Annotated in this window: 23 protein-coding genes; 13 read left to right on the top strand and 10 right to left on the bottom strand. The window is 72.5% G+C overall.

Going from position 1 to position 25,786, the window contains the following annotated elements:
* Positions 1–21: 21 nt before the first annotated feature.
* From OG556_RS01935 to OG556_RS01925, 3 genes are all read right to left on the bottom strand, one after another.
* Entirely contained in the window at positions 22–1,077 is a 1,056-nt protein-coding gene (locus OG556_RS01935; RefSeq protein WP_371515527.1) for a hypothetical protein, read from the bottom strand.
* 505 nt (positions 1,078–1,582) lie between these two features.
* Positions 1,583–2,968 (bottom strand): hypothetical protein, encoded by a 1,386-nt coding sequence (locus tag OG556_RS01930; protein WP_371515526.1) that lies wholly within the window; start codon positions 2,966–2,968, stop codon positions 1,583–1,585.
* Positions 2,969–3,215: 247 nt separating this feature from the next.
* A complete protein-coding gene (locus OG556_RS01925; RefSeq protein WP_371515525.1) occupies positions 3,216–5,471 on the bottom strand; it encodes an RICIN domain-containing protein in 2,256 nt (751 codons plus the stop codon).
* Between the two features lie 242 nt (positions 5,472–5,713).
* On the opposite strand from OG556_RS01925, the gene OG556_RS01920 reads away from it, so the two are divergent.
* From OG556_RS01920 to OG556_RS01885, 8 genes are all read left to right on the top strand, one after another.
* Positions 5,714–6,601: an SIS domain-containing protein gene (locus tag OG556_RS01920; RefSeq protein WP_063345963.1), complete on the top strand. Its 888-nt coding sequence runs from the start codon at positions 5,714–5,716 to the stop codon at positions 6,599–6,601.
* Positions 6,598–7,608: an ROK family protein gene (locus tag OG556_RS01915; protein WP_371515524.1), complete on the top strand. Its 1,011-nt coding sequence runs from the start codon at positions 6,598–6,600 to the stop codon at positions 7,606–7,608. Before OG556_RS01920 ends, OG556_RS01915 begins: the two co-directional genes overlap by 4 nt.
* The gene (locus OG556_RS01910; protein ID WP_371515523.1) at positions 7,605–8,555 is read left to right on the top strand and encodes a 1-phosphofructokinase family hexose kinase; all 951 of its coding nucleotides are present in this window, start codon (positions 7,605–7,607) and stop codon (positions 8,553–8,555) included. The genes OG556_RS01915 and OG556_RS01910 overlap by 4 nt, the downstream gene beginning before the upstream one ends.
* Before the next feature lie 25 nt (positions 8,556–8,580).
* The gene (locus OG556_RS01905) at positions 8,581–9,441 is read left to right on the top strand and encodes a ketose-bisphosphate aldolase (protein ID WP_371515522.1); all 861 of its coding nucleotides are present in this window, start codon (positions 8,581–8,583) and stop codon (positions 9,439–9,441) included.
* A gap of 50 nt (positions 9,442–9,491) precedes the next feature.
* Positions 9,492–11,273: a beta-galactosidase family protein gene (locus tag OG556_RS01900; protein ID WP_371515521.1), complete on the top strand. Its 1,782-nt coding sequence runs from the start codon at positions 9,492–9,494 to the stop codon at positions 11,271–11,273.
* Between the two features lie 422 nt (positions 11,274–11,695).
* Entirely contained in the window at positions 11,696–13,009 is a 1,314-nt protein-coding gene (locus tag OG556_RS01895; RefSeq protein WP_371515520.1) for an extracellular solute-binding protein, read from the top strand.
* A gap of 128 nt (positions 13,010–13,137) precedes the next feature.
* Positions 13,138–14,094: a sugar ABC transporter permease gene (locus tag OG556_RS01890; protein WP_363378430.1), complete on the top strand. Its 957-nt coding sequence runs from the start codon at positions 13,138–13,140 to the stop codon at positions 14,092–14,094.
* Positions 14,091–15,026: an ABC transporter permease subunit gene (locus tag OG556_RS01885; protein ID WP_371515519.1), complete on the top strand. Its 936-nt coding sequence runs from the start codon at positions 14,091–14,093 to the stop codon at positions 15,024–15,026. Before OG556_RS01890 ends, OG556_RS01885 begins: the two co-directional genes overlap by 4 nt.
* 76 nt (positions 15,027–15,102) lie before the next feature.
* Here the strand turns inward: OG556_RS01885 and OG556_RS01880 are convergent, their stop codons facing one another.
* Positions 15,103–15,861, bottom strand: coding sequence for a DeoR/GlpR family DNA-binding transcription regulator (locus OG556_RS01880; RefSeq protein ID WP_363378426.1), 759 nt, complete (start codon positions 15,859–15,861; stop codon positions 15,103–15,105).
* A 187-nt stretch (positions 15,862–16,048) separates the two neighbouring features.
* Between OG556_RS01880 and nagA the strand changes: the two genes are divergently transcribed.
* Positions 16,049–17,203 carry an N-acetylglucosamine-6-phosphate deacetylase gene (gene nagA / locus OG556_RS01875; protein WP_371522524.1) on the top strand — a complete coding sequence of 385 codons (1,155 nt, stop codon included), beginning with the start codon at positions 16,049–16,051 and terminating at the stop codon, positions 17,201–17,203.
* Here the strand turns inward: nagA and OG556_RS01870 are convergent.
* The 5 genes from OG556_RS01870 to OG556_RS01850 are packed head-to-tail and all read right to left on the bottom strand — an operon-like array spanning position 17,145 to position 21,625.
* Complete coding sequence (locus OG556_RS01870; RefSeq protein WP_371515518.1) at positions 17,145–18,962, bottom strand: ABC transporter ATP-binding protein; 1,818 nt, start codon at positions 18,960–18,962, stop codon at positions 17,145–17,147. The two genes, nagA and OG556_RS01870, sit on opposite strands and share 59 nt — an antisense overlap.
* Before the next feature lie 38 nt (positions 18,963–19,000).
* Positions 19,001–19,261: a lasso peptide biosynthesis PqqD family chaperone gene (locus OG556_RS01865; RefSeq protein WP_371515517.1), complete on the bottom strand. Its 261-nt coding sequence runs from the start codon at positions 19,259–19,261 to the stop codon at positions 19,001–19,003.
* 38 nt (positions 19,262–19,299) lie between these two features.
* Positions 19,300–19,734 (bottom strand): lasso peptide biosynthesis B2 protein, encoded by a 435-nt coding sequence (locus tag OG556_RS01860; protein WP_371515516.1) that lies wholly within the window; start codon positions 19,732–19,734, stop codon positions 19,300–19,302.
* On the bottom strand, positions 19,731–20,306 hold the full coding sequence (locus OG556_RS01855; RefSeq protein WP_371515515.1) for an asparagine synthase-related protein: 576 nt from the start codon (positions 20,304–20,306) through the stop codon (positions 19,731–19,733). Before OG556_RS01855 ends, OG556_RS01860 begins: the two co-directional genes overlap by 4 nt.
* A complete protein-coding gene (locus OG556_RS01850; RefSeq protein WP_371515514.1) occupies positions 20,252–21,625 on the bottom strand; it encodes an asparagine synthase-related protein in 1,374 nt (457 codons plus the stop codon). The genes OG556_RS01855 and OG556_RS01850 overlap by 55 nt, the downstream gene beginning before the upstream one ends.
* Before the next feature lie 392 nt (positions 21,626–22,017).
* On the opposite strand from OG556_RS01850, the gene OG556_RS01845 reads away from it, so the two are divergent.
* The gene (locus OG556_RS01845) at positions 22,018–22,191 is read left to right on the top strand and encodes a hypothetical protein (RefSeq protein ID WP_371515513.1); all 174 of its coding nucleotides are present in this window, start codon (positions 22,018–22,020) and stop codon (positions 22,189–22,191) included.
* 172 nt (positions 22,192–22,363) lie between these two features.
* Here the strand turns inward: OG556_RS01845 and OG556_RS01840 are convergent, their stop codons facing one another.
* Positions 22,364–23,005, bottom strand: a complete 642-nt coding sequence (locus OG556_RS01840; protein ID WP_371515512.1) for a MarR family winged helix-turn-helix transcriptional regulator — start codon at positions 23,003–23,005, stop codon at positions 22,364–22,366.
* A 698-nt stretch (positions 23,006–23,703) separates the two neighbouring features.
* Here OG556_RS01840 and OG556_RS01835 point away from each other — a divergent pair.
* The 3 genes from OG556_RS01835 to OG556_RS01825 are packed head-to-tail and all read left to right on the top strand — an operon-like array spanning position 23,704 to position 25,776.
* A complete protein-coding gene (locus tag OG556_RS01835) occupies positions 23,704–24,666 on the top strand; it encodes a LysR family transcriptional regulator (RefSeq protein WP_371515511.1) in 963 nt (320 codons plus the stop codon).
* Between the two features lie 9 nt (positions 24,667–24,675).
* The gene (gene fabD / locus OG556_RS01830; protein WP_371515510.1) at positions 24,676–25,521 is read left to right on the top strand and encodes an ACP S-malonyltransferase; all 846 of its coding nucleotides are present in this window, start codon (positions 24,676–24,678) and stop codon (positions 25,519–25,521) included.
* Between the two features lie 3 nt (positions 25,522–25,524).
* On the top strand, positions 25,525–25,776 hold the full coding sequence (locus OG556_RS01825; RefSeq protein ID WP_350884062.1) for a phosphopantetheine-binding protein: 252 nt from the start codon (positions 25,525–25,527) through the stop codon (positions 25,774–25,776).
* Positions 25,777–25,786 lie beyond the last annotated feature (10 nt).

Here is a 25,786-nt window from a genome sequence, read left to right as displayed (position 1 = left end):
GATTTTCGGCCCTGCAGGCCCTTACGCGGCGCCCTTCTTGATGCGGTATCCGATCGCCGTCACGGGGTTGTCGACGAACATGCGGTGAACCGCCGCGTCGTCGAATCCGATGGAGAGAATGTTCTGTCGCTGCTGCTCATAACCGCTCGACCCCGCCGCCACGGCGCCGTCGTCACGCAGCCACAGCGGATTGTGGTCACTCCGGGAAAGCGGCTCCTGAGCCATCGTGGCGACCTCGGTGTGGTCGGTCAGCGCGATGAGGCGGTCCACGCCCAGGTATTCGACGGTGCGCCGACAGATTTCGAGGTCGACGTGGTACCCGTCGAAGTTGATGCACGGGTACAGGAGGGACTCGCGTGCGGAGCGCAGCATTTCTGCCGGAACGGGGCCGAGCAGTTCCCGGAGGTCGGTCTCGTTCCAGTCGGGATCGAGCACCCGCCGGAGTTCGACGTCGCGGTGGACCCGCTCCTGCGGCGTGCGCCAGGAATGTGTGAAGTTCCGCGGGGTGTCGTTGTACAGATGGTCGGTCAGGACCAGGTACGGGGAGGATTCGTAGCGGCTGTGCAGGAATTCGAGCACTTCCCGCAGCCGCACGGCACTGCGTTCGGGCGCCTCCCGGTGGAAGTGCCCCACGGCGATCCTGAGCCCCTGCTCGTAGAAGCTGGTGAGCAGGTCGGCGAAGGTGGGGCCGGCGTCGATGCGCTCGTCCAGGGCCATGGCGTCGGGCGCCATCACGATGTAGCGCAGGCCGAGCGGGCCGAGGGACGCGATGACGTCCCACTCCTTCGCCGACGGGAACCACCGTCCGGCCCGGGGTATTCCGCCCTGCGGTCCCAGCAGCGGGCCCTCGATCGCGAAACCGGCGATGTTGGGAACCGCGTCCGCCTGTTCGAGCCGGTGGTACTCCTGGAGGACCTCCACCAGGCGGGGGAGGTTCTCCCGCCGCAGGTAGACGGTCGGCAGAATTCCGTACTCACGGGATTCCGCGGCCTTCTGGACCTCGGGGAGGTCCTCGGGCGAAATGGTCGAGAAATCGAAGTCATCGATTCCGTGGAAGTGGTAGAGAAGGGCCTTCACTTTTACCCTCGTTCCGTCTCGGACTATTCCTTGGACGGTTGATTCGGGTGCCGTCTCCACAGCTACGGCTGTTGAATTCCTGAGGCTTTTCTCATTGTCACGATCGACCTCACGAGTCGTCGCCGGGAGCAGCACGTCCTGCTGCACGCTCCGTGGACTGGCCTGCGGACAACACGGCAGTGCCAAAAGAACGGAGACTGTACGTACAAGCATCCGTCGCCCGAGGGGTGATGAAAACAGTATCCCCGACAGTGTCCTGAAGTCACTGCGGCCTGGCGCACCTTGGTGCCTTGACAGTGGCCTTACAATTCGGGGTAAGAATGTGGTGATTATGTGCTGGCGGCGCCGGGCGGCACGCTTTTCGCCCGGGTGCTGTTACGGGTGTTGCCGTTGTTTCCTCCCCGCCGGATCGCGCTTCTCGTGGCCGGGACGACCGGTGATCCCGCCCTTCACCGGCAGATGACGGAAACCGCCTGGTCAGCACCCGCAACAGCCCCGTCCGCCGTCAGTGCGCGAGGAGCCGGCGGAGGAAGACGTCCGGGACGTGGTTGGTGTCACCGGGGACGAGGGTGCCGTCCTCGGAGGTGAACAGCACGGCGCTGCCGGAGGCGTCGGTGTACGGGTTGTCCGAGGTGCCGGTGCTCGCCGTGCCGTCCTCGGCCGCTCCGGCGAGCTCGACGGCTCCGGTGGCGAGGTCGCGGCGGAACACGTTCTGCTGCCCGCCGTCGACGCCGGGGACGAGGTTGCCGGCGTCGGAGACGAAGTAGACCCAGCGGTCGTCGTAGGACATGGTGCCGCGGCCGGCGGAGCCGACCGTCGTGGTGCCGGGCAGCGGGGTGGTCACCCTGGTCACGGTGCCGGTGCGCAGGTCACGGGCGTAGAGCTCCTGGTGGCGGTTGAGGATCGGCCCGCCGGGCGCGTCGAGGGTGTAGACGGCGTACCGCCCGTCGGGGCTGAGGGTGGCGTCCAGGCCGGTGTTGGCGAGTTGCCCGGCGGGGTCGGTGCTCGCGCCGCTGATCACCCCGGTGTGCTGGTCGAACACGTAGAGGGGGTAGGAGGCGTGCCCGAGGATCGCGGGGGAGTCGCCGTGGTCTTCGGGAGCCGCGGGAGTCTGCGCGGGAGCTGGGAGAAGGTTGTACGCGCGGGACTTGAAACCGATGACGCGGCCGTCGGCGCTGATCGAGGGCAGGTAGGAGTCGCCGTTGCCCGGTTTGCCGTCCACCCCGAGGGTGACCAGGCGGGTGGTGCCCTCCCGGCGGTCGGTGACGTAGATGTTCTCCTTGCTGAACTTGCCGACCGGCGCGAGGTCGGTCCGGGAGGAGGAGAAGGCCACGAACCGGCCGTCCCAACTGACCACCCCGTCACGGGATTTGCGGCCGTCCTGGTCGGTGGCGGCCGGATCGCCGGCGGTGATCAGCTCGGTGACGCCGTCCCGGAGGTCGCGGAGGTAGACCTCCCCGCCGCTGTTGGCCTTGTGGCTGGGCAGCACGTTGGTGGCCTTGGTGGTGAACGTGACGAAGCGGCCGTCGCCGCTGATCGATGCCTGGGTGGTGGGGGCGTCGAGCTGGGCGCCGTCCGCGCCGACGCTGACGCGTTGGGTGCGGCCGGTGTACAGGTCCCGGACGAAGACGTCCGTCGCCCCGTTGGTGTCGCCGGGCACCAGGTTGGTCGCGTCCGAGGAGAACAGCGCGTAGCGGCCGTCGGCGCTCAGCCCGAGGGCGGCGGACGCGCCGTCCGGCTGGGCGCCGTCGAGGCCGACGCTCACCCGGATGATCCCGCCCGTGCGCGGGTGCGCTTCGGCGGCGGCCGGTGCGGCGAGGCCGGCCAGTACGGCGGCGAGCAGGGCGCAGCCGCCGCGCAGCAGCCCGCGCCGGGTTCGTGTGGTGGTCATGAGGTGGGGTCCTCCCCTTGGTGACGACGGCGCGGGCGGTGCCACCCTGGTGGGTGGCACCGCCCGCGCAACTGGTTGGGGAGAGCCAAACGCCCAGCGGCCCGGAGGTCAACGGGCGCGCCTCCGCACTGGCCGATTCTCGCCAACTGACGGAGGGGGAAGGGATGTTGGGTGCTTCCGGGCGGTATCGGAAGGTGCGGGGCCGCTTGCCCGGCCCCGGCTCCCGGCCGGGCTTACGGGCGGGTGGTCAGTTGACGGTCCAGACCTGGAGGGGCGATCCGGTGTCGGGCTGCTGGGTGGTCCGGGCGCCGTCGGCGGTGGACGCGGTGGTGAGCAGCAGACCGCTCTTCTGGGAGGTGATCCGGTAGCCGCCGGCGGCCGGGGTGAGCTGCCAGCGCTGGTTGCCGCCGCCGGTGCAGGCCCACTGGATCACCTTGGCGCCGACGGAGGTCGATCCGCCGTCGACGTCCATGCACAGGTGCGACTCGCCGTTGGCGATCTGGTAGCTGCCGTCCGCCTGCCGGGTGAGCACCCAGGTCTGGTTCGGGCCGCCGTTGGGGGCCCAGGTGACCAACTGGGTGCCCTGGGCGGTGGAGTGGCCGGGGTTGTCGAGGGCCTTGCCGGCGGCGGTCAGGGTGTGGGTGCCGTCCAGCGGGGGGTTGGGCGCGGTGCCGGTGGCGGTCAGGGTGAGGGTCTGCTCGCCGGGGCCGCGGGTGCCGCCGACGGGGTTGCCGGTGGTGTCGGCCCAACTGCGGGTGGGCGTGGTCTCGGTGGACCGACTGCTGGTGGAGGAGAGGCCGAGGACGAGTCCGCTGTAGCGGTTGACGAGCTTGAACGTGCCGGTGGCGGTTCCGTCGGCGGACTTCCCGGGGATGACGAACCACTGCTGGCCGACGGTGGGCCCGCCCGGGCCGGCGGCGGTGGCGGTGGGGCGGGCGCCCCAGGCACGGCCGGCGGTGGCGGTGGAGTCGACGCCGAGCAGGCGGCCGGTGGCGGCGTTGGTGATCCGGTAGGAGCCGTCGCCGTTGCCGGCGAAGCTCCAGGCCTCCAGGTCGGAGCCGGTGCCGGCGGCCAGCGAGGTGGTGGCCGGGCCGCCGGCGACCTGGGCGAGGACCCGGCCGTCGGCGTTGCCGATCCGGTAGGTCTTGCCGGGGTCGACGGGGGGAGCGGCGGGCGCGGAGCCGTTGATCGTCACGTCCACGTACTCGCCGGACGCGCCGTTGGAGCAGCCGAAGGCGCAGTACGAGCGGAAGGTCTTGCCGACGACGGTGCTGTTGGTGCGGTTGGCGCTGTCGAGGAACCAGCGGTACCAGGACGCGGTGTGGTAGCCGCCGGTGTCGCCGATCGGCACCCACTTCTGGCTGGCGAGGTCGGCGGTGGCGTAGTACTGCTGGGGCGCCGATCCGCTCTGGTCGACGGCCTGCGGCTCGGCGATGTACAGGCCGAGGTAGGCGTTGTAGGTGATGTCCATGACGAACAGCGGTGAGGTGGGCGGCATCGTGCCGGCCGCGACCTGCTGGGCCACGGTGCCGGTGTTCGCCGGGTCGTACTCGTCGGCGACCGGGGTGTAGCCGGTGGGGTGCGCGGAGTCGGCGGGCACCAGGTTGCTCTCCTGGCCGCCCGTGCCGGGCTGCGACCACGCGCCGTCGTACCACTTCTGCCACGAGCCGGGTGCCATCTTGGCGGCGATCGGGGCCCGGGCCACGTGTTCGTGGAAGGCCTTCCAGCTGCCGCCCTTGTCGACGATCCGCGAGCCGTAGAAGACGTAGAAGTAGCCCGAGGCGGTGTCGACGAAGAGGCGCTGGTCGCCGTCCCCGTAGTCGAAGGTCTGGTTCGGGAAGGCCGCGGTGTCGCCCCGCCGGGTGCTGTAGGGCGAGGTGATGGCGTGGTCCTTGATGGTCCACGTCCGGCCCTGGTCGCTGGAGACGGCGTAGTCGATGGCGTCGAAGTGGAGGCCGTCGCCGAAGGGTTGCGGGGTGAACTCGTTGTGCACCAGCCCGTACCAGTCGCCGGTGTCCGGGTCGACCCAGATGCCGGAGAGGTCGCAGTAGTTCTTCTGGGCGTAGCCCGACCCGGCGGGCGCGGAGGTCGAGGTCAGGCCGGTGGGGCTGTTGTTGCAGCGCCAGGTGGTGTCGTTGTTGCGGTCCTGGGGGTTGGCGGGGTTGACGGCGTTGCTGAGCGCGCTCGACCGGGTGGCGGAGTCGAAGTCCGTGCCGGTGAAGAAGTCCCAGTACCGGGGGTCGTTCGCGCCGTAGAGCGCGGCGGACTGCTGGAAGTAGAAGGTGCCGTCCTTGTCGGTGTACGGGACGGCGGGGGTGTCGGTGGGGTGGCCGTAGCCGACCGGCTTGCCGACGCTCACGGTGTACGGGGCGGTCGACGGGGCGCCGGCCGGGGCGGCTGACGGTTCGGGGGCGGCCGACGCGGCCGGGGCGAGGCCCGCGCTCAGCGCCAGGAGCGCGGGGGCGAGGACGGCGGCGAGTGCTCTGCGGGGTGGGGCGGACACGAGGTCTCCTTCGGTGCTGCACCGTCGGGTCGGGGGTGGGCGGTGCTTCGCGGGCCTGTCGGTCGTCGTTGGGGGCGCGACCGCCGAGGTCGGCGATGGCATGCAGTATCCGGCCCTGTTGCGCGCAACTGTCAACACCTCTGAGCAACAAATTGCGCAGACGGGTTCCATGGAGTGCTTGAAGATGCTTGAATCTGGCCAGAAAGAAGCAGGTATCAGCAACTATCAAATGGAGGTGGCCGATGGCGACCCATGTCGAGGCCGAGATCGCCAGCCAGCCGGACTGCTGGCGCCGTGCCGCGGAAGTCGCCGCGGCGGAGTGCACGGCGCTGCCGGAGGCCGGTGAACGGGTCGCGGTGATCGGCTGCGGGACCTCGCTGTTCATGGGCCAGGCGTACGCCGCCATGCGGGAGTCGAGCGGACAGGGCGTCACGGACGCCTTCGCCGCCTCCGAGTTCCCGGGCGTCCGCTCGTACGACCGCGTGATCGCGCTGACCCGCTCCGGCACCACGACCGAGGTCCTGGCCCTGCTGGAGCGGGTGCGCGGAAAGGTCCGCACCGCGGCCGTCACCGCCGACCCTCGGACGCCGGTGATGACCGCGGCCGACGACATCGCCGTGCTGGACTTCGCCGACGAGCGGTCCGTGGTGCAGACCAGGTTCGCCACCACGGCGCTCACCCTGCTGCGGGCCCACCTGGGCCTGCACACCGAGGCGGTGGAGGCCGACGGCCGGGCGGCCCTGGCGGAGCCGCTGCCCGAAGGCCTGGTGGACTGCACCCAGTTCACCTTCCTCGGCACCGGCTGGACGGTCGGGCTGGCGAACGAGGCCGGCCTCAAACTGCGCGAGGCCGCGCTCGCCTGGAGCGAGGCGTACCCGGCGATGGAGTACCGGCACGGCCCGATCAGCATCGCCGCGCCGTCCACCGCCACCTGGATGCTGGGCGCCGCACCGGTGGGCCTGGCCGAGCAGGTCCGGGGCACCGGCGCCCGCTGGATCGAGGGCCGGCTCGACCCGCTCGCGGAACTGGTGCGCGTCCACCGGCTGGCCGCCGCGCTGGCCGCCGCGAAGGGCCTGGACCCGGACCAGCCGCGCAACCTGACCCGGTCCGTGGTGCTCGCCGACTCATGACCGACCAGCCTCGGCCCACGACCGGCCGGCGTCAGCCCGTGCCCGACCGGCGTCAGCCCATCACCGGGCAGCACCTGGTCGTCGCCGTGGACGTCGGCGGCACCGGCATCAAGGCCGCCCTGCTGGACCGGGAGGCCGCCGTCCGCCACCAGGTGCGGCGCGCCACCGGGCGCGAACGGGGACCGGAGGCCGTCGTGGCCACCGTCGTCGACCTGGTCGCGGACGTACGGCGGGAGGCCGCGCGGCAGGGCGCGCAGGTCGACGCCGTCGGCCTGGCCGTCCCCGGCATCGTCGACGAGGCCACGGGGACGGGCGTCTACTCCGCCACGATCGGCTGGCGGGACGTCCCGTTCCGGGAGCTCGTCGCCGAGCGCACCGGCCTGCCCGTGGCCGTCACCCACGACGTGCGCGCCGGCGGCGTGGCCGAGGCCCGGCTCGGAGCCGGGCGCGGCGAGGAGCGCTTCCTGTTCGTCCCGGTCGGCACGAGCATCGCCGCCGCCGTCATGACCGGCGGCCGCGCCCTGCCCGGCGCGCACCACCGGGCCGGGGAGATCGGCCACCTCGTGGTGCGCCCGGGCGGGGAAGCGTGCGCCTGCGGGGCCCGGGGCTGCGCCGAGACCTACGCCTCGGCCGCCGCCGTGGCGCGGCGCTACACCGAGGCCACCGGCCGGCCCGCCCTCGCACCGGAGGTGGCGCGGCTGGCCGCCGAGGGGGACGGGGCGGCCGGCGCCGTCTGGCAGGAGGCGGTCGACGCCCTGGCCGACGCCCTGCTGACGGCCGTCCTGGTGCTGGACCCGCCGCTGGTCGTCCTGGGCGGGGGCCTCGCCGAGTCCGGCGACCTGCTGCTCGCCCCGCTGGCCGCCGCGCTGGCCGCCCGCGCCCGGATCCAGGTCGCGCCGCGCCTGGTACCCGCCGCGCTCGGCGACCGGGCCGGCTGCCTGGGCGCCGGACTGCGCGCCCTGGACGCGGCGGCCGGCCGCACGGCGGAAGGGAGCCCGGCGCCGTGATCGTCACCGTGACCCCGAACCCCGCCCTGGACATCACCTACGGCGTGTCGGCACTGCACCCGCACACCAGCCACCGGGTGGCCTCCGTCCACGAACAGGCCGGCGGCAAGGGCGTGAACGTGGCCCGGGTGCTGCACGGCCTCGGCCGGCGCACCACCGCCGTCCTGCCGCTCGGCGGGCCCACCGGCGCGGTGCTGCGGGCCGACCTCGACCGGGCCGGCATCGCCTGCCTGGGCGTCCCGCTCGCCGCCGGCACGTCGACCCGGCGCACCGTCACCGTGGTCGACGCCGTCGACGCCACCGTGCTGAACGAGCCCGGACCAGAACTCTCCGCCGAGGACTGGACGGCCCTGCGCACCGCCGTCCGCGGCCTGCTCCCCACCGCCCGGGCCCTGGTGCTGTCCGGGAGCCTGCCGCCGGGCCTGCCGGACGACGCCTACGCGGACCTGGTCCGCCTCGCCCACGCGCAGGGCGTGCCGGTCGTCCTGGACGCCGACGGCGCCGCGCTCACCGGGGCACTGGCGGCCGGGCCCACGGCCGTCAAGCCGAACGCGGTCGAACTGCGCCGCGCCACCGGCATCGCCGACCCGCTCCGCGCGGCACACGCCCTCGTCGACGCCGGCGCCCGGGCGGTGGTCGCCTCGCTCGGGCCCGACGGACTCCTCGCCGTCACCCCGGACGGCAGCTGGCGGGCCCGCCTGCCCCCGGACGCCGACGTGCGGGGGAACCCGACCGGCGCGGGGGACGCGGCGGTCGCGGCGCTGGCCGCGGCCCTCGCCGACCGCACGCCGTGGCCGGCGGCGCTGGCCCACGCGGTGGCCCTGTCGGCCGCCGCCGTCCAGGCCCCCTACGCCGGCCGGTTCGACCCGCAGGCCTACCGCGACCACCTCCCCGTGGTCCGGGTCACCCCGGCCGCGCCCTGCGCAGGCTCAGCTCCTTCCGACTGAACCGCCCCACCCGACAGGAGAGTTCATGCCCCTGGCAGCCACCGGCGGCCTCGTCGCCCGGGCCGCGGCCCGGCACGGCGCCGTCGCCGCCTTCAACGTCATCACCCTGGAGCACGTCGAGGCCGTCGTCTCCGCCGCCGAGACCGCCGGCACCGCGGTGATCCTCCAGGTGAGCGAGAACGCGGTGCGGTTCCACGGCGGGCGGCTGGCCCCGCTCGCCGCGGCCGCCGTGCGCTGCGCCGAGCCGAGCACCGTCCCGGTCGCGCTGCACCTGGACCACGTGAAGACCGGCGTCCTGCTCCGCCAGGCCGCCGAATGCGGGTTCAGCTCGGTGATGTACGACGCCGCGCACCTGCCCTACGCGGAGAACGTCGCCGCCACCCGCGAGGCCGCCGTCTGGGCGCACGGCGCCGGGCTCTGGCTGGAGGCCGAACTCGGCGAGGTCGGCGGCAAGGACGGCCGGGGGCCGCTGGACGCCCACGCACCGGGAGCCCGCACCGACCCCGGAGAGGCGCGGCGCTTCGTCGAGGAGACCGGCGTCGACGCCCTCGCCGTCGCCGTCGGCAGCTCCCACGCGATGACCTCCCGCGACGCCAGGCTCGACCACGACCTGCTCGCCGCCCTGTACGCGGCCCTCGACGTCCCGCTCGTCCTGCACGGCTCCTCCGGGGTCCCCGACGACGAACTGCGCCGCGCCGTCCACGGCGGCATAGCCAAGGTCAACATCGGCACCGCCCTGAGCATCGCCATGACGACCGCCGTCCGGTCCCACCTGGCGGCGGACGAGCGGGGCGTCGACCCCCGCGCGTACCTGGCCGCGGGCCGCGGGGCGATCACCGAGGCCGTCGGCCGGCTCCTGCCCGTCGTCGCCGGGACCGCCGGATGACCGCGCCCCGGCCCACACCGTCCCCCGAACCACCCCCACGAGGACCACTCATGCTCCAGACCGACCGGACCGGGTTCACGCTCGACGGGCGCCCCCTGCGCCTGCTCTCCGGCGCCCTGCACTACTTCCGCAGCCTGCCCGGGCAGTGGCCGAGCCACCTGCGGATGCTGCGGGCGATGGGGCTCAACACCGTGGAGACGTACGTCCCCTGGAACCTGCACGAGCCCCGCCCCGGCGCGTACGACTTCACCGGCATCGCCGACCTGGAGGCCTTCCTGCGGGCCGCCGCGGACGCCGGACTGCACGCGATCGTCCGCCCGAGCCCCTACATCTGCGCCGAATGGGAGAACGGCGGCCTGCCCTGGTGGCTCCTGGCCGAACCGGGCACGGCGGGCCGCGGCCTGCCGCTGCGCACCAGCGACCCGCGCTTCCTGGCCCACGTCGACCGCTGGTACGACACGCTGATCCCGATCCTGGCGGCGCACCAGACCACCCGCGGCGGCAACGTCCTGATGGTCCAGATCGAGAACGAGTACGGCTCCTACGGCACCGACCGGGCCTACCTCGCCCACCTCGCCGACGGCCTGCGCGCCCGCGGCATCGACGTCCCGCTCTGCACCTCCGACGGGCCGGAGGACTTCTTCCTCACCGGCGGCGCCCTCCCCGGCCACCTCGCCACCGTCAACTTCGGCAGCCGCGCCACCGAGGCCTTCGCCGAACTGCGCCGCCACCGCCCCCAGGACCCGCCGATGTGCATGGAGTTCTGGAACGGCTGGTTCGACCACTGGGGCGAGCCGCACACCACCCGCCCGGCCGAGGACGCCGCCGAGGCCCTGCGCGAGATCCTGGCGGCCGGGGCCTCCGTCAACCTCTACATGGCCCACGGCGGCACCAACTTCGGCACCTGGGCCGGCGCCAACACCGCCGACCCGCGCACCGGCCGGGGCTACCAGCCGACCGTCACCTCCTACGACTACGACGCCCCGCTGGACGAACGGGGCGCCCCCACGGCCAAGTTCCGGGCCTTCCGCGAGGTCCTGGCGGCGTACGCGGACGGCCCGGTGCCGGAGCCCGAGGAGCTCCCGGCCACGCTGCCGGCGGGCCGGGTGGAGCTCGACAGGGCCCTGCCGCTCGCGGACGTGGTGGACCACCTGTCCACCGGCGAGGTCCGCTCCGCCGTCCCGCTCTCCTTCGAGGAACTCGGCCTCCCGCACGGCCTCGTCCGCTACCGGACGACCATCCCCGGCCCGCGCACGGCGTACCCGCTGACCGTCGAGGGGCTCGCCGACCGGGCCCACGTCAGCGTCGACGGCACCCACCTCGCCACCCTGGAACGCGACGTCGAGCACGAGCCCCTGCTCGTCCCGGTGCCCGGCGCGGGTGCCCGGCTGGAGCTGCTGGTCGAGTCGATGGGCCGGGTCAACTACGGCGCCGGGATCGGCGACCGCAAGGGGATCGCCGGGGCCCTGCACACCCAGCAGTACCTGCACGGGTGGACGGCCGACCCGATGCCGCTGGCCGACGGGACACCGGACCGGCTCCCCTGGGACGCGGCCGTCGCTCCGGCGGCCGGCCCCGGAGCGGCCTTCCACCGCGGCGCCTTCGAGGTCGGGGAGCCCGCCGACGGCTACCTGGCGCTGCCGGGCTGGGGCAAGGGCTACGTCTGGGTCAACGGCTTCCTGCTGGGCCGCTACTGGGACCGCGGGCCGCAGTGCACGCTCTACCTGCCCTGGCCGGTTCTGCGCAGCGGGACGAACGAGATCACCGTCCTCGAACTCGACCGCTCCGGCGAACCCGCCGTGCACCTGGTGGCCCGGCCCGACCTGGGCTGACACCCCGTGCACCCGGCCCGTCGCCCGGCTCGCCACCCGGCTCTCCGCGCGACGGGCCGTGTCGAAACCGAGACCGCTTCGTGCTCCGAAGCTCTAGGAACCTGCTCGATATTGAGCAATACTCATCCGAACTGCGCACCATAGAGCAGGAGGTGGTCCGATGGGCACGCGACCACCGACGCCCGGACCGGGTCCGGACCAGGAACCGGACCCGGCCCGGTGAGGAGGCCGCCGACGCGCGGCGGCACCCCCGGCCGGCCCCGGAACCCCCGGAACCCGGGCACCCCTGCCGACCCCCACCGCACCCCCACCCCCACCCCCACCGCACCCTCACCGCACCGCACCCGCTCGCGCCAGCCGCCGTCCACCCGACGCCGTGCCGCGATGGCCGAGGGCCAGTACACGTAAAGGACGAGATCCTCATGGCGAAGACACGAATCCGCACCCGCCTGCTGGCCGCCGCCGCCACGCTGCCGCTGCTCGCCGGCATCGCGGCCTGCGGATCGGGCGGTGACGGCGCCTCGGGCGGCGCAGGCTCCGCCGAGGTCACGTTCTGGGGCTGGGCGCCGGGCTACGAGGAGGCGGTGGCCCAGTACAACGCGGCCCACCCGGACGCCAAGGTCAAGTTCGAGAAGATCGTGTCGGGCAGCAAGGGCGGCTACGCCAAGATCTTCGCGGCCGTCAAGGCCGGCAACGCCCCCTGCCTGGCCCAGGTCGGCTACGAGTCGCTGCCCAGCTTCGTCGTGGAGGGTGCCGTCCAGGACGTCAGCGCCGAGGCCGGGCAGTACCAGTCGCAGTACGGGGACGGCGCCTGGAACGCGGTGAAGGTCGGCGGCCAGGTGTACGGCATCCCGGTCGACGTGGGCCCGATGGCGCTCTACTACCGCACCGACCTGTACGCCCAGTACGGCCTGAAGCCGCAGGCCACCTGGGAGGAGTTCGCCGCCGACGCCGCCAAGGTGCACGCCGCCAACCCCAACGGGTACCTGAGCGTGTTCAACCCGGACGACCCGTGGTGGTTCGCCGGCATGTCCGCCCAGGCCGGCGGCAGTTGGTTCGGCACCGACAGCAAGGGCTGGAAGGTCTCGCTCGCGGGCGACCCGGCCACCGCCAAGGTCGCGAAGTACTGGCAGGGCCTGATCGACCAGGGCCAGGTCAAGTCCGAGCAGGGCTTCAGCCCCGACCTCTACAAGGACCTCCAGGACGGCACGCTCGCCGCCTACCCCGGCCCGGTCTGGTTCTCCTCCATCCTCGAACAGAACGCGGCGCAGGCGTCCGGCAAGTGGGCGGTCGCCCCGATGCCGCAGTGGCAGGACGGCGCCAAGTCGGTCGGCAACGACGGCGGTTCGTCCACCGCGGTGGTCAAGGGCTGCAAGAACACCGCCGCCGCGCTGAGCTTCGCCAACTGGATGAGCACGGACGCCGCCGCCGTCGGCACCCTCGTGGACAAGGCCGGCATCTACCCCGCCTCCACCAGCGGCACGTCGGTGCCGGCGCTGGCGAAGCCGAGCGCCTACTTCGGCAACCAGCCGATCTTCGACGTCTTCAAGCAGGCGACGGCGCAGGCCCCCAAGTGGAGCTGGGGCCCGACCATGACCCAGACCTCCAGCGACCTCACCGACGCCTTCGGCGCGGCCGTCGCCGCCCACGGCGACCTGACGGCGGCGCTGGGCACGGTGCAGAACAAGACCGTCGACGCGATGAAGTCCAAGGGGCTGACGGTCACCGCCGGCTGACCGGCTGACCGGCTGACCGGCGGACCCGCGCGGTCCGCCGGCCCGGGCGCGTCCGACCCGTCCGACACGTCCCACGCGTCCGACGCGCCCGAGGGACCGACCACCGCCCGCACGAGAGAGAACCCCAGATGAGCGCAGCAACCCCGGCGGCGCCGGGCCGCACCGCCCCGAAAGCCGCCACCGCACGACGGACGCCGTCCCGCAACCGCGCGGCCCTCGGCTTCCTGGCCCCCTTCGGCCTGCTGTTCACCGTCCTGTTCCTGCTGCCCATCGGGTACGCGCTCTGGCAGAGCCTGTACCGCGTGGAGCGCTCCGGCCTCGGCTTCGGCCCGGCCAGAACGGTCTTCGCGGGGCTCGACAACTACACCGCGGCCCTGGGCGACGGCTCGTTCCTCGCGGGCGTCGGCCGGGTGCTGCTCTTCGGCGTGGTCCAGGTCCCGGTGATGCTCGGCCTGGCCCTCGGCCTCGCCCTGCTGATCGACGCCAAGGGCACCCGGCTGCGGAAGTTCTTCCGGCTCGCCTACTTCCTCCCGTACGCGATCCCGGGCGTCGTGGCCACCATCCTCTGGGCGTTCCTCTACCTGCCCGGCACCAGCCCGCTCGTCGCCGGGCTGCGGGACATCGGCATCGACGCCGACTTCCTCTCCTCCGGCACCGTCCTGTGGTCGATGGCCAACATCGTCACCTGGACCTGGACCGGCTACAACATGCTGGTCATCCTCTCCGCCCTGCAGGCCATCCCCAGCGAGCTCTACGAGGCCGCCGACCTCGACGGCGCCGGCCCCTGGCGGACCGCCTGGCACATCAAGATCCCGCTGGTGGCCCCCGCCCTGGTGCTGACCGGGATCTTCTCCATCATCGGCACCCTCCAGCTCTTCACCGAGCCGATGGTTCTGCACTCGCTGGCCTCGACCGTCTCCGCCGACTACACGCCCAACATGGCGGCGTACAACGCGGCGTTCGGCACCAACGACTACGGCAAGGCGGCGGCCATCGCCGTCCTGCTGGCCCTGGCCACCTGCGTCCTGTCCTTCACCTTCCTGCGCCTCTCGGTGCGCATCACCGGAAACCGGGTGACCGCATGAGCACCGCCGACCTCCGCCCCCGCCCCGGGACCGCCGGCCCCGGGACCGCCCGCCCGGCGCGCCGCCGCCCCGCCGGGCCCGCCCGACCGGGCGCCCCCGGGCGCAGGCCGCGCCCCAACGTCCTCGGCACGGCCGTCCTGTTCGTGCTCTCGGCCTACTTCCTGCTGCCCGCCTGGTGGCTGCTGGTGGCCTCCACCAAGAGCAGCAGCGACCTGTTCGGCAGCGGCGGCTTCTGGTTCTCCACCCTCCACCTCGGCGACAACCTGCACGACCTGGCCACCGCCAACAACGGGCTCTACTTCCGCTGGCTCCTCAACACCGTGCTGTACGCGGGCGTCGGCGCCGCGGCCGCCACCCTGCTCGCGGCGATGGCCGGCTACGCGCTCACCAAGTACCGGTTCCGGGGCCGGGAGGCGGTGTTCAACACGATCCTCGCCGCGGTGCTCGTCCCCGCGCCGCTCCTCGCCCTGCCGGTCTACCTGCTGCTGTCCAAGGCCCATCTGGTCAACACCGTCTGGGCGGTGCTGCTGCCCAGCATGGTCAGCCCGTTCGGCGTCTACCTCAGCCGGATCTACGCCGCCGCGTCCGTCCCGGACGAGATCCTGGAGGCCGCCCGGATGGACGGCGCGGGGGAGTTCCGGATCTTCTTCACGGTGGTCCTGCGGATCTTCTCGCCGGCGCTGGTGACCATCTTCCTGTTCCAGTTCACCACCATCTGGAACAACTTCTTCCTGCCGCTGGTCACGCTCTCCGACCAGAAGCTCTGGCCGGTCAACCTCGGCCTCTACTACTGGAACGGCCTGCGGGACCACACCCCGTACAACCTGGTCGTCACCGGCTCGCTGGTCTCGGTCGTCCCGCTGGTCGTGGCCTTCCTGCTGTTGCAGCGGTTCTGGCGCACCGACCTGACGGCGGGCGGCGTCAAGGCCTGAACCGGGGCCGCCGGGCCCGAACCGGGCCCCGGGGCGTGGCCGGTGGATCAGGCCGCGCCCCGGGGCCCGTCGGCGGTCAGGCCCGCCGGACCCGGACGCCGCAGCCGGTGACGGCCCGCTGCTGCGCGTCCGTCAGGCCGTCGTCCGTCACCAGGTCGTGGACGTCGGAGAGCGGGCAGATCCGGGCGAAGGTGACCTTGCCGACCTTGGTGCTGTCGGCCAGCACGACCGAGCGCGCGCTGCTGCGCAGGAACGCCCGGTCGGTCTGGGCCTCCATCTCGTCGTGCGTGGTGCAGCCCTCCTGCGCCGTCAGGCCGTCGACCCCGATGAAGGAGATGTCCAGGTGGTACTGCGAGAGCATCCGGTCGGCGGCCGGACCGACCAGTTCGTAGCTGGCCGTGCGGGCGATGCCGCCGATCACCACGAGACGCACCTCGGGGCGGACGATCAGGTCGGCGGCGATGTTCACCGCGTTGGTGACGACGGTGATGCCGGTGCGCTCGGCGAGCACCCGGGCGAGCTCGCTGGTGGTGGTGCCGCCGCTGAGGCCCACCACCGCTCCCTCCGGCACGAGTTCGGCCGCGGCCAGGGCGATCCGGCGCTTCTCCTCCCGCTGCTTCTCGCCGCGGTGGCGCAGCGGCAGTTCGAGGTTGACCGAGCCGGTCACCGCGCCGCCCCGGGTGCGGTGCAGCAGCCCCTGCTCGTGGAGCTCCTGGAGATCGCGGCGCACGGTCGCGGTCGAGACGTCCAGGAGTTCGGCGAGCGCGTGCACATCGGCGCTCCCCGCTTCGGTGACGTGCGAGAGGATCCGGGTGGCGCGATCAGCTTTGAGCATGACGCGATTCTAGCCCGGTCCGGAGCCAAACCCCCGGGTGGCGCCGGGTCGGACTGATTCCGGCGAGCAGGTCGCAGGTCTGGTCGTCCGCTCGAATCTGACTATCATGGCGATGAAACAAGCAACTTCACTCAGTTCTACGGCTGCCCGGAGCAGCGCCGGAGGTGACCGCGTGAGAGCGGACCGCATGTCCCTGGCCGGTGCCCGGCTGGTCCTGCCCGGCGGCGTCGTCGAGGGCGGCCGCCTGGCCGTCGAGGGCGACCGGATCGCCGGCCTCGGAGGCGGGAGCGAGCCGGGCGACCTCGACCTGACCGGGTACACCGTCGTCCCCGGCTTCGTCGACCTGCACGTGCACGGCGGCGGCGGCGCCTCCTACGCCTCCGGCATCGCGGAGGAGGCCCTGCTCGCCGCCCGGACGCACCTGGAGCACGGCACCACCACCACGGTCGCGTCCACCGTCACCGGGGAGATCGACGAGGTCGCCCGCCAGGCGTCCGTGCTGTCCGAGCTGGTCGAGGACGGCGTGCTGGCCGGCATCCACTTCGAGGGCCCGTTCATCTCCCACAACCGCTGCGGCGCCCACCGCCCCGACCTGCTGCGCGATCCGGACCCTGCGCTGGTGCGCAAGCTGGTCGACGCGGCCCGCGGCCACGCGAAGATGGTCACCCTGGCCCCCGAACTGCCCGGCGGCCTGGACTCGGTGCGGATGCTCGCCGACCTCGGCGTGATCGCCGCCGTCGGCCACACCGACTCCGACTACGCCACCACGCTGGAGGCGATCGACGCCGGCGCGAGCGTCGCCACCCACCTCTTCAACGCGATGCCCGGCATCGCCCACCGCGCCCCGGGCCCGATCGTGGCGCTGCTGGAGGACGAGCGGGTCACCGTCGAGCTGATCAACGACGGTGTGCACCTGCACCCGTCCGTGCTCGACCTCGCCTACGGCACCGCCGGGGCGTCCCGGGTCGCCCTGATCACCGACGCGATGGGCGCGGCCGGCATGGGCGACGGCCTCTACCCGCTCGGCCCGCTCCAGGTCGAGGTCAAGGACGGCGTCGCGATGCTCCCGGACGGCAGCTCCATCGCAGGCTCCACGCTCACCCTGGACGTCGCGTTCAAGCGCTCGCTCACCGTCAACGGCCTGACGCTGAACCAGGCCGTCGAGTCGCTGTCCGCCACCCCGGCCCGCCTGCTGGGCCTGGCCGACTCGATCGGCTCGCTGGAGACGGGCAAGCAGGCCGACCTGGTCGTGCTCGACTCCGAGGGCTACGACCTGGTCGCCGTCATGCGCCGCGGCCGCTGGGTCCTCGGCGGCGAGCGCTTGCCGCCCCGGGCCGGCTGACCGGCGGGGTGGCGGAGCCGCGGTCCGCGGTCCGCCGGTGTCCGCAGAGCTGCTGGAATCCCGGGTCGGTGCGGAGGAGCTCGGCGTACGTGCCGGTGGCGGCGGCCGTGCCGTCGGAGAGCATCACGACGGTGTCCGCCGCTTCGATGGTGGACATCCGGTGGGCGATCACGAGCAGGGCGCACTCCTTGCGGAGGCTGTTCAGGTTGACCGTCAGGGCGGCTTCGTTGGCGGGGTCGAGGTGGGCGGTCGGTTCGTCCATCAGCAGCAGGCGGGGGCGGGCCAGCACCGCGCGGGCGATGGCGATCCGCTGGCGTTCGCCGCTGGACAGGCGCACCCCGCGTTCCCCGACCTCGGTGTCGAGGCCCGCTGTCAGGCCGTGCACCTTCCCGGTGAGGTTGACGAGGTCGAGGACCTCCCAGAGCCGGTCGTCGGTGGCGTCCGGGGCGGCGTAGCAGAGGTTGTCCCGCAGGGTGCCGTGCAGGATCGGGCAGTCCTGTTCGACCCAGCCGAGGTGTGAGCGCCATTCCCCGAGGCCGAGGTCCGTGGCGGGCCGCCCGTCGATGCGGATGCTGCCGCTCCACGGCTCGTAGAAGCGGTTGATCAGGGCGAAGGCAGTCGACTTTCCGGCCCCGGACGGGCCGACCAGGGCCACCAGCGCGTGCGCGGGAACGGTGAGCGACAACCCCCGGAGGACCGGTGCGTCGGGGCTGTAGCCGAACCGCAGGTCGCGGATCTCCAGCGAGGGCGCCGACGGCGGGCCCTGGTCCGGTTGCGGTCGGGAGGCGCTGCGGACGGCCGCCGTCGCGCCGGTGCCGTCCTCGGTGGGGAGCGCGTAGACCTCCCGGATGCGTTCGTCGGAACCCTTGGCCCTGTTCACCGAGGCGATGCCCGCCATCAGTTCGGTGACGGGCCCGGTGAGCTGGGTGGCGTACAGCAGCATCGCCACGAGGGCGCCGAGCGAGAGGGCCCCCTGGTCGATGCGGGCCGCACCGACCAGCAGGACCAGCACGAAGGCGGCGTTGATGGCCAGTTGGGCGGTGGGGGCGATCACGGCGGTGAGCCGGGCGCCGCGCAGCGCGGCGTCGTAGGCGCGGTGGGCCAGCGTGTCGAGGTGGTCGATCTCCCGTTGTTCGGCGCGGTTGGCCCGGACGGTCCGTAGCGCCGAGAGGGCTCGTTCCAGTCCGGCCGAGATCGCGCCGACGGCGGTCTGCAACTCCGTCGACGAGCGGCCGACCTCCGCCGACAGCCGGTCGATCACGATGCCGCACCCGAGGAGCACGCCGAGGACGAGCAGCATCAGGACCGGATCGAGCACGAACATGGCGACGACGCTCCCCAGCGCGACGCACAGGTTGGTGGCGATCTGGACGGAGACGTGCGTCAGCGCCTCGCGCAGGACGACCACGTCCGTCGAGGCGCGTGCCATGAGGTCGCCGACGCGCAGGCGGTCGAAGGCGTGCAGCCGGACCCGCAGCAGGTGCGAGCTCAGCCGGGTGCGCATGCCCAGGACGAACCGCTCGCCCGTGCGCTCCAGCAGGAAGACGGCGACGGCACCGATCGACGCCTGGGCCAGCAGCAGCACGACGAGGACGGTGACGGGGCGGAGGAGGGGCCGGTGCCCGGTGAGCGCGTCGACCACTCCCTTGGCGGCCAGGGGCTGCGCGACGCCCACGGTGGCTGCGATCAGGGTGAGGAGCAGGGCGACGCCCAGGGGGCGCCGCTGCCCCCGGGTCAGGGTCCACAGCTGTCGGAGCATCGTGTGTGCGGCTCCGTCTCGTCCCCGTCGCCCGGGGGTCAGCCGGCCTCGACCAGCCCGGACGACCGGAGTTGTCCGGTCATCGCCGTGAGGTCCTGCTGGGCCTGGGCCGGTTCGATGCCGAAGTGGGCCGCGAACTCCTCGGCCACGTGGTCCAGGGTGGAGCCGTCCAGGAGGCGTTGCAGCGCGTAGGCGCCGGTCTGGTTGAGCTGCCAGTAGTGCCCGGTGCGCTGGTTCAGCAGCACGGCGCCGTCGTCCGTGTCGGTGGACACCGTGTGGGCGGTCAGGCGGAGCGTCATGGGGCCCTCCGGGCGGGGTCGTGGTGTCGGTTCGGGGCTCAGGCCGTACGCGCGGGCTGCTTGGGGGCGACGGTGACCAGGGGCCGGAAGTAGCCGTCGGGGTACGGTTCGTCGATCACCCGGCCCTCGGCCTCGACCCAGGCGTGCGCGGCGAACGGCGTGGTGCGCACACCGGCCTGCCAGGTGGGCCACACGCCCTTGAACCGGCACAGCACGGCGGTGGCGATGGAGCGTTGCAGGCAGTTGTGGACGGCGCAGCGCAGGCTGACCGCGACGACCGCGGTGCGGGCCGCGGACGCCTGGGCCGCGGTGCCCGCACGGGCCCCGGTGCTCAGCGCCCCGAGGACGGCGCGCAGGTGCCGGGGCGGCAGTTTGGCCAGCGGCCGGGCCACGGCCACGGCCGTCAGGGGCAGCAGGCGCCGGTGCAGGGGCAGCCGGGTGCGGGGCTGGAGCGCGCAGGGCGGGCTGGTCACGGCGTCTCCTCGGACTCGGGTGTGCGGCGCGACCGGCCGACGCGGCCGGGGGCGGGTCCGGCGAGGGCTGCCGGGACGGTGGGGCGGGCCGCGATCTCGCGCAGCCACAGTTCGGCGCCGATCGTCGCCTCCAGTTGGGCGGACCAGACGTCCCCGGTGCGCGGCGGGGTGATCAGGGTGGTCCGCATCCGGTCGACGTCGATCAGGCCGCGGCGGGCGAGCAGCGAGTCCGCGAACAGGTCCAGCAGGTCGGGTACGTGCTCTCGCAGGGCGCGGTCGACGGGCTCCTCGCAGTCGCCCTTGGTGGTCCGGTTCAGGATCACCTCGGGCACCAGGCCGTCCATGGCGGCGGCCAGCACCGGCTTGTAGCGCCAGGGGTCGTAGCGCTCGTGGGGGAGGATCTCCAGCACCGCCTCGACCACCCGGTCGTCCAGGTAGGGCAGTTCGAGGGGGAGCCCCTCGGCGGTGTACTCGCGGCAGAGCAGCCGGAGCACGGGGCCCGCGCTGCGCAGGGCGGTCAGGGCCTCGTGCTGTCCGCGGTCCGGTGCCAGCGGCGCGACCTGGTCCGCCACGGCGCGGAAGACCGCCCGGGTGGTCCGGACCGCGCCCGGGTGGCCCAGGGCGTCGCCGGGATCCGCTCGCCCCAGCCGAGGGAGGGAGTCCGGGGCAGGGGTGCGGTGCGGGCGAGGTCGTCGGCGCACTGCCGCCACCAGGTGCCGAGGTCGCCGCCGTGCAGGAGTCCGGCCAGGCTGGGCAGCAGCGGCCAGCAGTGCAGCGCCCGGTGGGCGCGCAACTGCCGCCAGGCGGTCACCGGGTGGCGGCGGAAGAGCGTGTGCAGGTAGGCGGCGCCCCCGGTGAACAGCTCGTCCGCGCCGTGCCCGGCCAGGTGCCGGGTGGCGCCGTGCTCGACCAGGTGCCGGATCCCGAACCGGATCGCGTTCATCCCCCGGGTGGCGGCCCGCGGGGCCTCCGTGTCGACCGCCCAGTACGGCGGGGAGAACACCGGTGGGGCGTCGGTGTCCGGCACGGTCAGGTGTTCGGCGCGGGTCAGCAGGCGTGCGGCCCGGCCGGCGTACAGCGGGTCGTCGTTGATCGCGCTGCCGCCGGTCCAGCAGAAGGTCAGCAGGTCGGGGCTGTGCTCGGCGGCGAGGAAGCAGAGCGAGGTGGAATCCATGCCGCCCGACAGGTCGGCCGAGAGCCTGCCCTGCTGCGGTTGCCGCTGGGCCACCGCCTCCCGCAGCCGCGCGCGCACCCCGGCGGCGCCCTGGGACAGGGGGAGGTGCGGCTCCGGCGGTTGCCACCAGCGCACCGATCGGGCGGCGCCGTCGGCGGGCAGCACGAGGCAGGAGTCCGCGGCCACCTGGTGCACGCCGCGCCACCAACTGCGCTCGCTCAGCGGGGCGAAGAGCATCCCGTAGGTGACGCTCGTGGCGAGCAGGTCCTCGTCCGGCTCCGCACCGGTCGCGGCGGCCAGCACGTCGGCCCGGTCGGCGGCGATCGGGACGTCGCCGAGGCGGGCGGTGAAGACGCAGCGGGTCCCGGTGACGGTGCCCTGGAACCGCACCTGTCCGTCGACCGAGGCCACCACATGGGTGTTGCCGGGCAGGGCGCGGACCAGCGCGTCCAGGTCGGGCAGGGCGCGCACGGAGGAGACCAGCGACCCGAGCCGGTCCGGCGTGACCGGGCTGGGGCCGAACACCGCCACGCGTACCGGGCCCGCCGCCGACACCACCAGGTCCTCGGGTGCCCACGAGCCGGCCAGCCAGGGCCGCCCGGAGGCGTGGGCCACCAGCTGGGGTGCTTCGCTGCCGATCTGACGGTGGGCCCGGGCACCGCCCGGGGAATCCGGAAAGACCACAAGGTGGTCGTTGAGCGACTGCACCTGCTCCACCCCCAGGAATCACGGCGGCATCCGCACCGCCGGTGTTTCGACCACGCCGCACCACGCGCCGCTCCCGGCGCCGTGCTTCACCCCAGAACCGTGGAGGACGGGGGAGGACCGCACAACCGGTCGGCGCCGGATCTCTTCGGATCACGCCATGTCGGTGGCGGTATGATCAGGTCACATCCACCGTGATGATATGGAGAGTTCGGGGGCGTCTCACCCGAGTTCGACCACTCCTGATCGGACTTCCTTCGGCCGTGACCGATGTCCACCCGACCCCGCCGAACAACATTTCGCCTGCGATGCGTCCGTGTGGATACCAAGTCGGCGCGTAATCACCGGAGTCGGTTTATCCCAGTGGACGCCCCGGACGGGAACCGGCTCAATGGTGTGACGCCATGCCAGGCTTCGACCTCGATGCATTGGAGAGCACCATGATCAAGAACCAGCAGCTGCCCAAGCGCTACACGCCGCCGGCGGCCGCCAAGGTCGGCTCCTTCACCAAGGACACGGACGGCACCATCTACACCCTGAAGGACGCGACGACGCTGGGCTTCAAGAAGCCGCGCTAGCCTCGGCCCTGCGCGACAGCGATCCTGTCCGACAGCCCGCCAGCTCTGCTGGCGGGCTGTTCCGCATGAGTCGGGCGCCGCCGGGCGCCGCTTCGGCGTCGGGAGCCGCGATCACCGCCGGGCCCGAAGTTCAAGTCTTGTCGGCCGAGTCGAGTCGGCGCCGCCGCGCCGCTCACAGCTCCGTCGGGTAGCCGCTCCGGGGATGCTTGGCGTTGGCGAGCTGTCGCCGGGGCGCCCGTGGGGGGCGGGACGGGGACTCGCGCGACGGCGAACGCGGCGGACTCCAGGCCGGGGTGGCGGTGCTCTCCGGGCCGGCGGGCGGGCTGCGCAGGGCCTGGGCCTCGATGGCTTCGGCGAGACGCTGCAGGGCGATCCGGACCTGTGTGCTCTGTCCGTCGCTGAGTGCCCCGAGGACCTGTTGCTCGATGGCCAGGCGCTTGGGCATGACGTCGTCGACGGCGGCCGCGCCCGCGTCGGTGATGAAGACCAGTGCCGCGCGCCGGTCCGCGGGATTGACCGTCCGGACGACGAGGGCGCGCCGTTCCAGCTTGGCCAGCGCCTTGCTCAGCGCGGCCGGCGACCGCCCCATCGAGGCGGCGAGGCGGCGCGCGATCGTCGGCTCGGTCGAGTGGCGGAGGTGGTAGAGCACGTCGAACTCCGATGAGCTGACGGCCGCCGCTTCGAACACCGGTTCAAGGAGGAACTCCAGCATCGCGTGGGCGTGTCGGAGGCCGCCGATGATCTCCATCGACGAAAGGTCGAGGTCAGGACGGCTCTGTACCCACAGCTGCCATACCGCCTGCGTTTCATCCATTCGTGCACATGCTCCAACTTGTTAACCGGTAACCTTTCAGTTACCGTATGACACGTGGCCCGCTTCGAGCTGGGCGACCTGGGCACGCTCATCGGAGACTTGTCCGGTTTTGTGCTCTCTGTGTAGTTGATCTGCTCATGTCATATGAGCCTGGACCGCGACATCCCGCCCGATAGCTTCTCGTCTGTGACCGGAGCTGAGGAAAGTGTCACCATGGTCATCGCACATGTCCCCGTCATCCCGTTCCCTGGAACGATTCCGGGATTGGGCTACCTCCGGCAGATAGTACTGGACCGGAATAGCTCGGTGTCCAGCCATTTGCGCGCGTCGGTGTCAAGCAGATCGGACCGGCAGCTTGCCGGGCCCGCATCGCCCAGCAGCGCGCCGAGAAAGTCGAGTTGACGCTGCGGCGGGTATGAACTCGCCGTACTGCTCGAACACTTCGAACGGCCCGAAGCGGAACGCGCCGGCGTGACCGGCTCCGCGCGGGCGGCCCGCCGCGGTCGCCACGGGTCGTCGTCTCCCTGTGCGCCGAGGCCGGTCACCGTGCCCCGGTGCGCTGTTCACGGATCCGCCGCGGGCTGACCGCCCGTGGTTCGTCATCGAATTCAGAATGTCTCCGGCGGTCGCACCGCCGACCCCGAAAATCCGCATGGCCAGATTCCGGAAAAAGGATTCCGCGCGCTATGAACGATCGCTTGGGATTCAGTCTCACTCAATTGCGCTACTTCGTCGTCTCCGCCGAGATCGGCAACATCTCGGAGGCGGCGGAGAAGCTGTGCGCCTCGCAGTCGACGGTCTCGTCGGCGATCATGCGGCTGGAACGTCAGCTCGGTGTTCAGCTGTTGCTCCGTCACCACGCCCGCGGGGTCTCCCTCACGCCGAGCGGTCGCCACCTGCTGCGGGAGGCGCGCGCGCTGCTCGGGCAGGCCAGGAGCCTCAAGGCGCAGGGCGACGCCCTGGCGGGCGACACCGCCGGCCGGCTCGACGTCGGGTTCTTCTTCCCGATCGCCCCGTTCCTGCTGCCGCTGGTCCACCGGCTGGCCGGGGAGCGGCACGGGGCGCTGGAGCTGAACCTCCACGAGGCGTCCGCCGACCGGTTGCTGGAGTTCCTCCGGGACGGCCGGTGCGAACTGGCCGTGACGTACGACTTCCTGGCGGGCGACGCCAGGTTCCACCCGCTGGTCGATCTGCCGGTGCACGCCCTGCTGGCGGATGACGACCCGTCAGGTCTGGCCGGCCCGCTCACTCTGGACGAGCTGGCCGGTCGACCGCTGGTCGCCCTGAACGTCCCGAGCGTGCTCCGCCACGCCGAGCGGATGTTCTCCCGCGCGGGCGTCCGCATGCCGCGGGTGGTGACGACGGCGAGCATCGAGACGCTGCGCGGCCTGGTGGCCGCCGGCGCCGGGTTCGCCCTGATGTATCAACCCGCCCGAACCGCAGCGACGTTGGACGGGGGCCGGGTCCGCGAGGTCGAGCTGGTCGGAGACCTGCCGCCCGTGGCCCTGGGCGCGGCCGTGATGCCCGAGCTGGCCATGAGCAGCCGCGGCAGGGCGTTCCTGGACGTGCTCAGATCCGCGGTCGCGGTCGGGGCGGGCCGGGGGCAGGTCGGGGCCGGTCGGGCGCAGGTCAGTGCAGGTCAGCAGGTAGTCATGGGTTGAGGGAGCGTCGTGCTGGCAGTCATCTTCGCTGGTCAGGGAAGTCAGGAAAAGGGAATGGGGGCAGAGGTCTTCGAACGGTACCCGGGGCTGGTCCAGTACGCCTCGGACGTGCTGGGGTACGACCTGGTCTCCTTGTGCACGGAGGATCCGGACGGCCTGCTGGGCCGCACGGAGTACACCCAGCCGGCGCTGTTCGTCGTCAACGCGCTGCGGACCTTCGAGCGGGTCCACCACGGGGACCGGGCGGCGGACGTCTACCTCGGGCACAGCCTGGGCGAGTACAACGCGCTGCTCGCGGCCGGGTCCTTCACCTTCGAGACGGGGCTGCGGCTGGTCGCCAAACGCGGCGAGCTGATGGCGGCGGCCTCCGGGGGCGGCATGACCGCCGTCATGAACACACCGCCCGCGCAACTGCTGGAGATCCTCGCGGAGGACGGCGTCGACGGCGTCGACATCGCGGGCCTCAACACCGGCTCGCAGGTGGTCATCGCGGGCACCCGGCCGGTCCTGGACGCGGCGCACGCCTGCCTGGAGAAGCGGGAGATCCGCTTCGTACGGCTCAAGGTGAGCGCGCCCTTCCACTCCCGGTACATGGAGCCGGCCAGGGTGCGGTTCGCCGAGTTCCTGACGGAGTTCGAGTTCGCCGATCCCGACACCCCCGTCATCGCCAACGTCACGGGCCGGCCGTACGAGCCGGGACAGGTGACGCACATGCTCACGGAGCAGCTGGTCGCCCCGGTGCGCTGGACCGACAGCGTCCGCGGGCTGCTCGACGGCGACGCCGAGCTGGAATTCACCGAAATCGGGGGCCTGGCCCTCACTCACATGGTGTTCAAAATCAGGGCTGGAGTCTGACACATGGCAACCACGACGGACACGATCCGGCTGTACCTGGAAGACCGTTTCCTCTTCGAGTTCGACGACGTGATCACCCCGGACACCGACCTGTTCAAGGCGGGGGTCATCGACTCGTTCGGCTACGTCAGGATGATGAAGTTCCTGGAGTCCGAGTTCTCCGTCGAGATCTCCCCGGAGGACATCCTCGTGAACGTCTTCGTCTCGCTCACCGCGATCGACGAATTCGTCACCAAGAAGATCTCCGCGAAGTAGAAGGACGGAT

It is taken from the genome of Kitasatospora sp. NBC_01300, assembly GCF_041435235.1.
Taxonomy (GTDB): domain Bacteria; phylum Actinomycetota; class Actinomycetes; order Streptomycetales; family Streptomycetaceae; genus Kitasatospora.
This window is presented reverse-complemented; position numbering and strand designations above follow the sequence as displayed.

What these genes read in the sequence shown, in the direction of transcription:
- OG556_RS01845 (WP_371515513.1), top strand. Translation starts at nt 22,018, where the DNA reads ATGCCAGGCTTCGACCTCGATGCATTGGAGAGCACCATGATCAAGAAC.
- OG556_RS01825 (WP_350884062.1), top strand. Translation starts at nt 25,525, where the DNA reads ATGGCAACCACGACGGACACGATCCGGCTGTACCTGGAAGACCGTTTC.
- OG556_RS01840 (WP_371515512.1), bottom strand. Translation starts at nt 23,005, where the DNA reads ATGGATGAAACGCAGGCGGTATGGCAGCTGTGGGTACAGAGCCGTCCT.
- OG556_RS01915 (WP_371515524.1), top strand. Translation starts at nt 6,598, where the DNA reads ATGACCGACCAGCCTCGGCCCACGACCGGCCGGCGTCAGCCCGTGCCC.
- nagA (WP_371522524.1), top strand. Translation starts at nt 16,049, where the DNA reads ATGTCCCTGGCCGGTGCCCGGCTGGTCCTGCCCGGCGGCGTCGTCGAG.
- OG556_RS01905 (WP_371515522.1), top strand. Translation starts at nt 8,581, where the DNA reads ATGCCCCTGGCAGCCACCGGCGGCCTCGTCGCCCGGGCCGCGGCCCGG.
- OG556_RS01890 (WP_363378430.1), top strand. Translation starts at nt 13,138, where the DNA reads ATGAGCGCAGCAACCCCGGCGGCGCCGGGCCGCACCGCCCCGAAAGCC.
- OG556_RS01900 (WP_371515521.1), top strand. Translation starts at nt 9,492, where the DNA reads ATGCTCCAGACCGACCGGACCGGGTTCACGCTCGACGGGCGCCCCCTG.
- OG556_RS01885 (WP_371515519.1), top strand. Translation starts at nt 14,091, where the DNA reads ATGAGCACCGCCGACCTCCGCCCCCGCCCCGGGACCGCCGGCCCCGGG.
- OG556_RS01930 (WP_371515526.1), bottom strand. Translation starts at nt 2,968, where the DNA reads ATGACCACCACACGAACCCGGCGCGGGCTGCTGCGCGGCGGCTGCGCC.
- OG556_RS01880 (WP_363378426.1), bottom strand. Translation starts at nt 15,861, where the DNA reads ATGCTCAAAGCTGATCGCGCCACCCGGATCCTCTCGCACGTCACCGAA.
- OG556_RS01865 (WP_371515517.1), bottom strand. Translation starts at nt 19,261, where the DNA reads ATGACGCTCCGCCTGACCGCCCACACGGTGTCCACCGACACGGACGAC.
- OG556_RS01895 (WP_371515520.1), top strand. Translation starts at nt 11,696, where the DNA reads ATGGCGAAGACACGAATCCGCACCCGCCTGCTGGCCGCCGCCGCCACG.
- OG556_RS01870 (WP_371515518.1), bottom strand. Translation starts at nt 18,962, where the DNA reads ATGCTCCGACAGCTGTGGACCCTGACCCGGGGGCAGCGGCGCCCCCTG.
- OG556_RS01920 (WP_063345963.1), top strand. Translation starts at nt 5,714, where the DNA reads ATGGCGACCCATGTCGAGGCCGAGATCGCCAGCCAGCCGGACTGCTGG.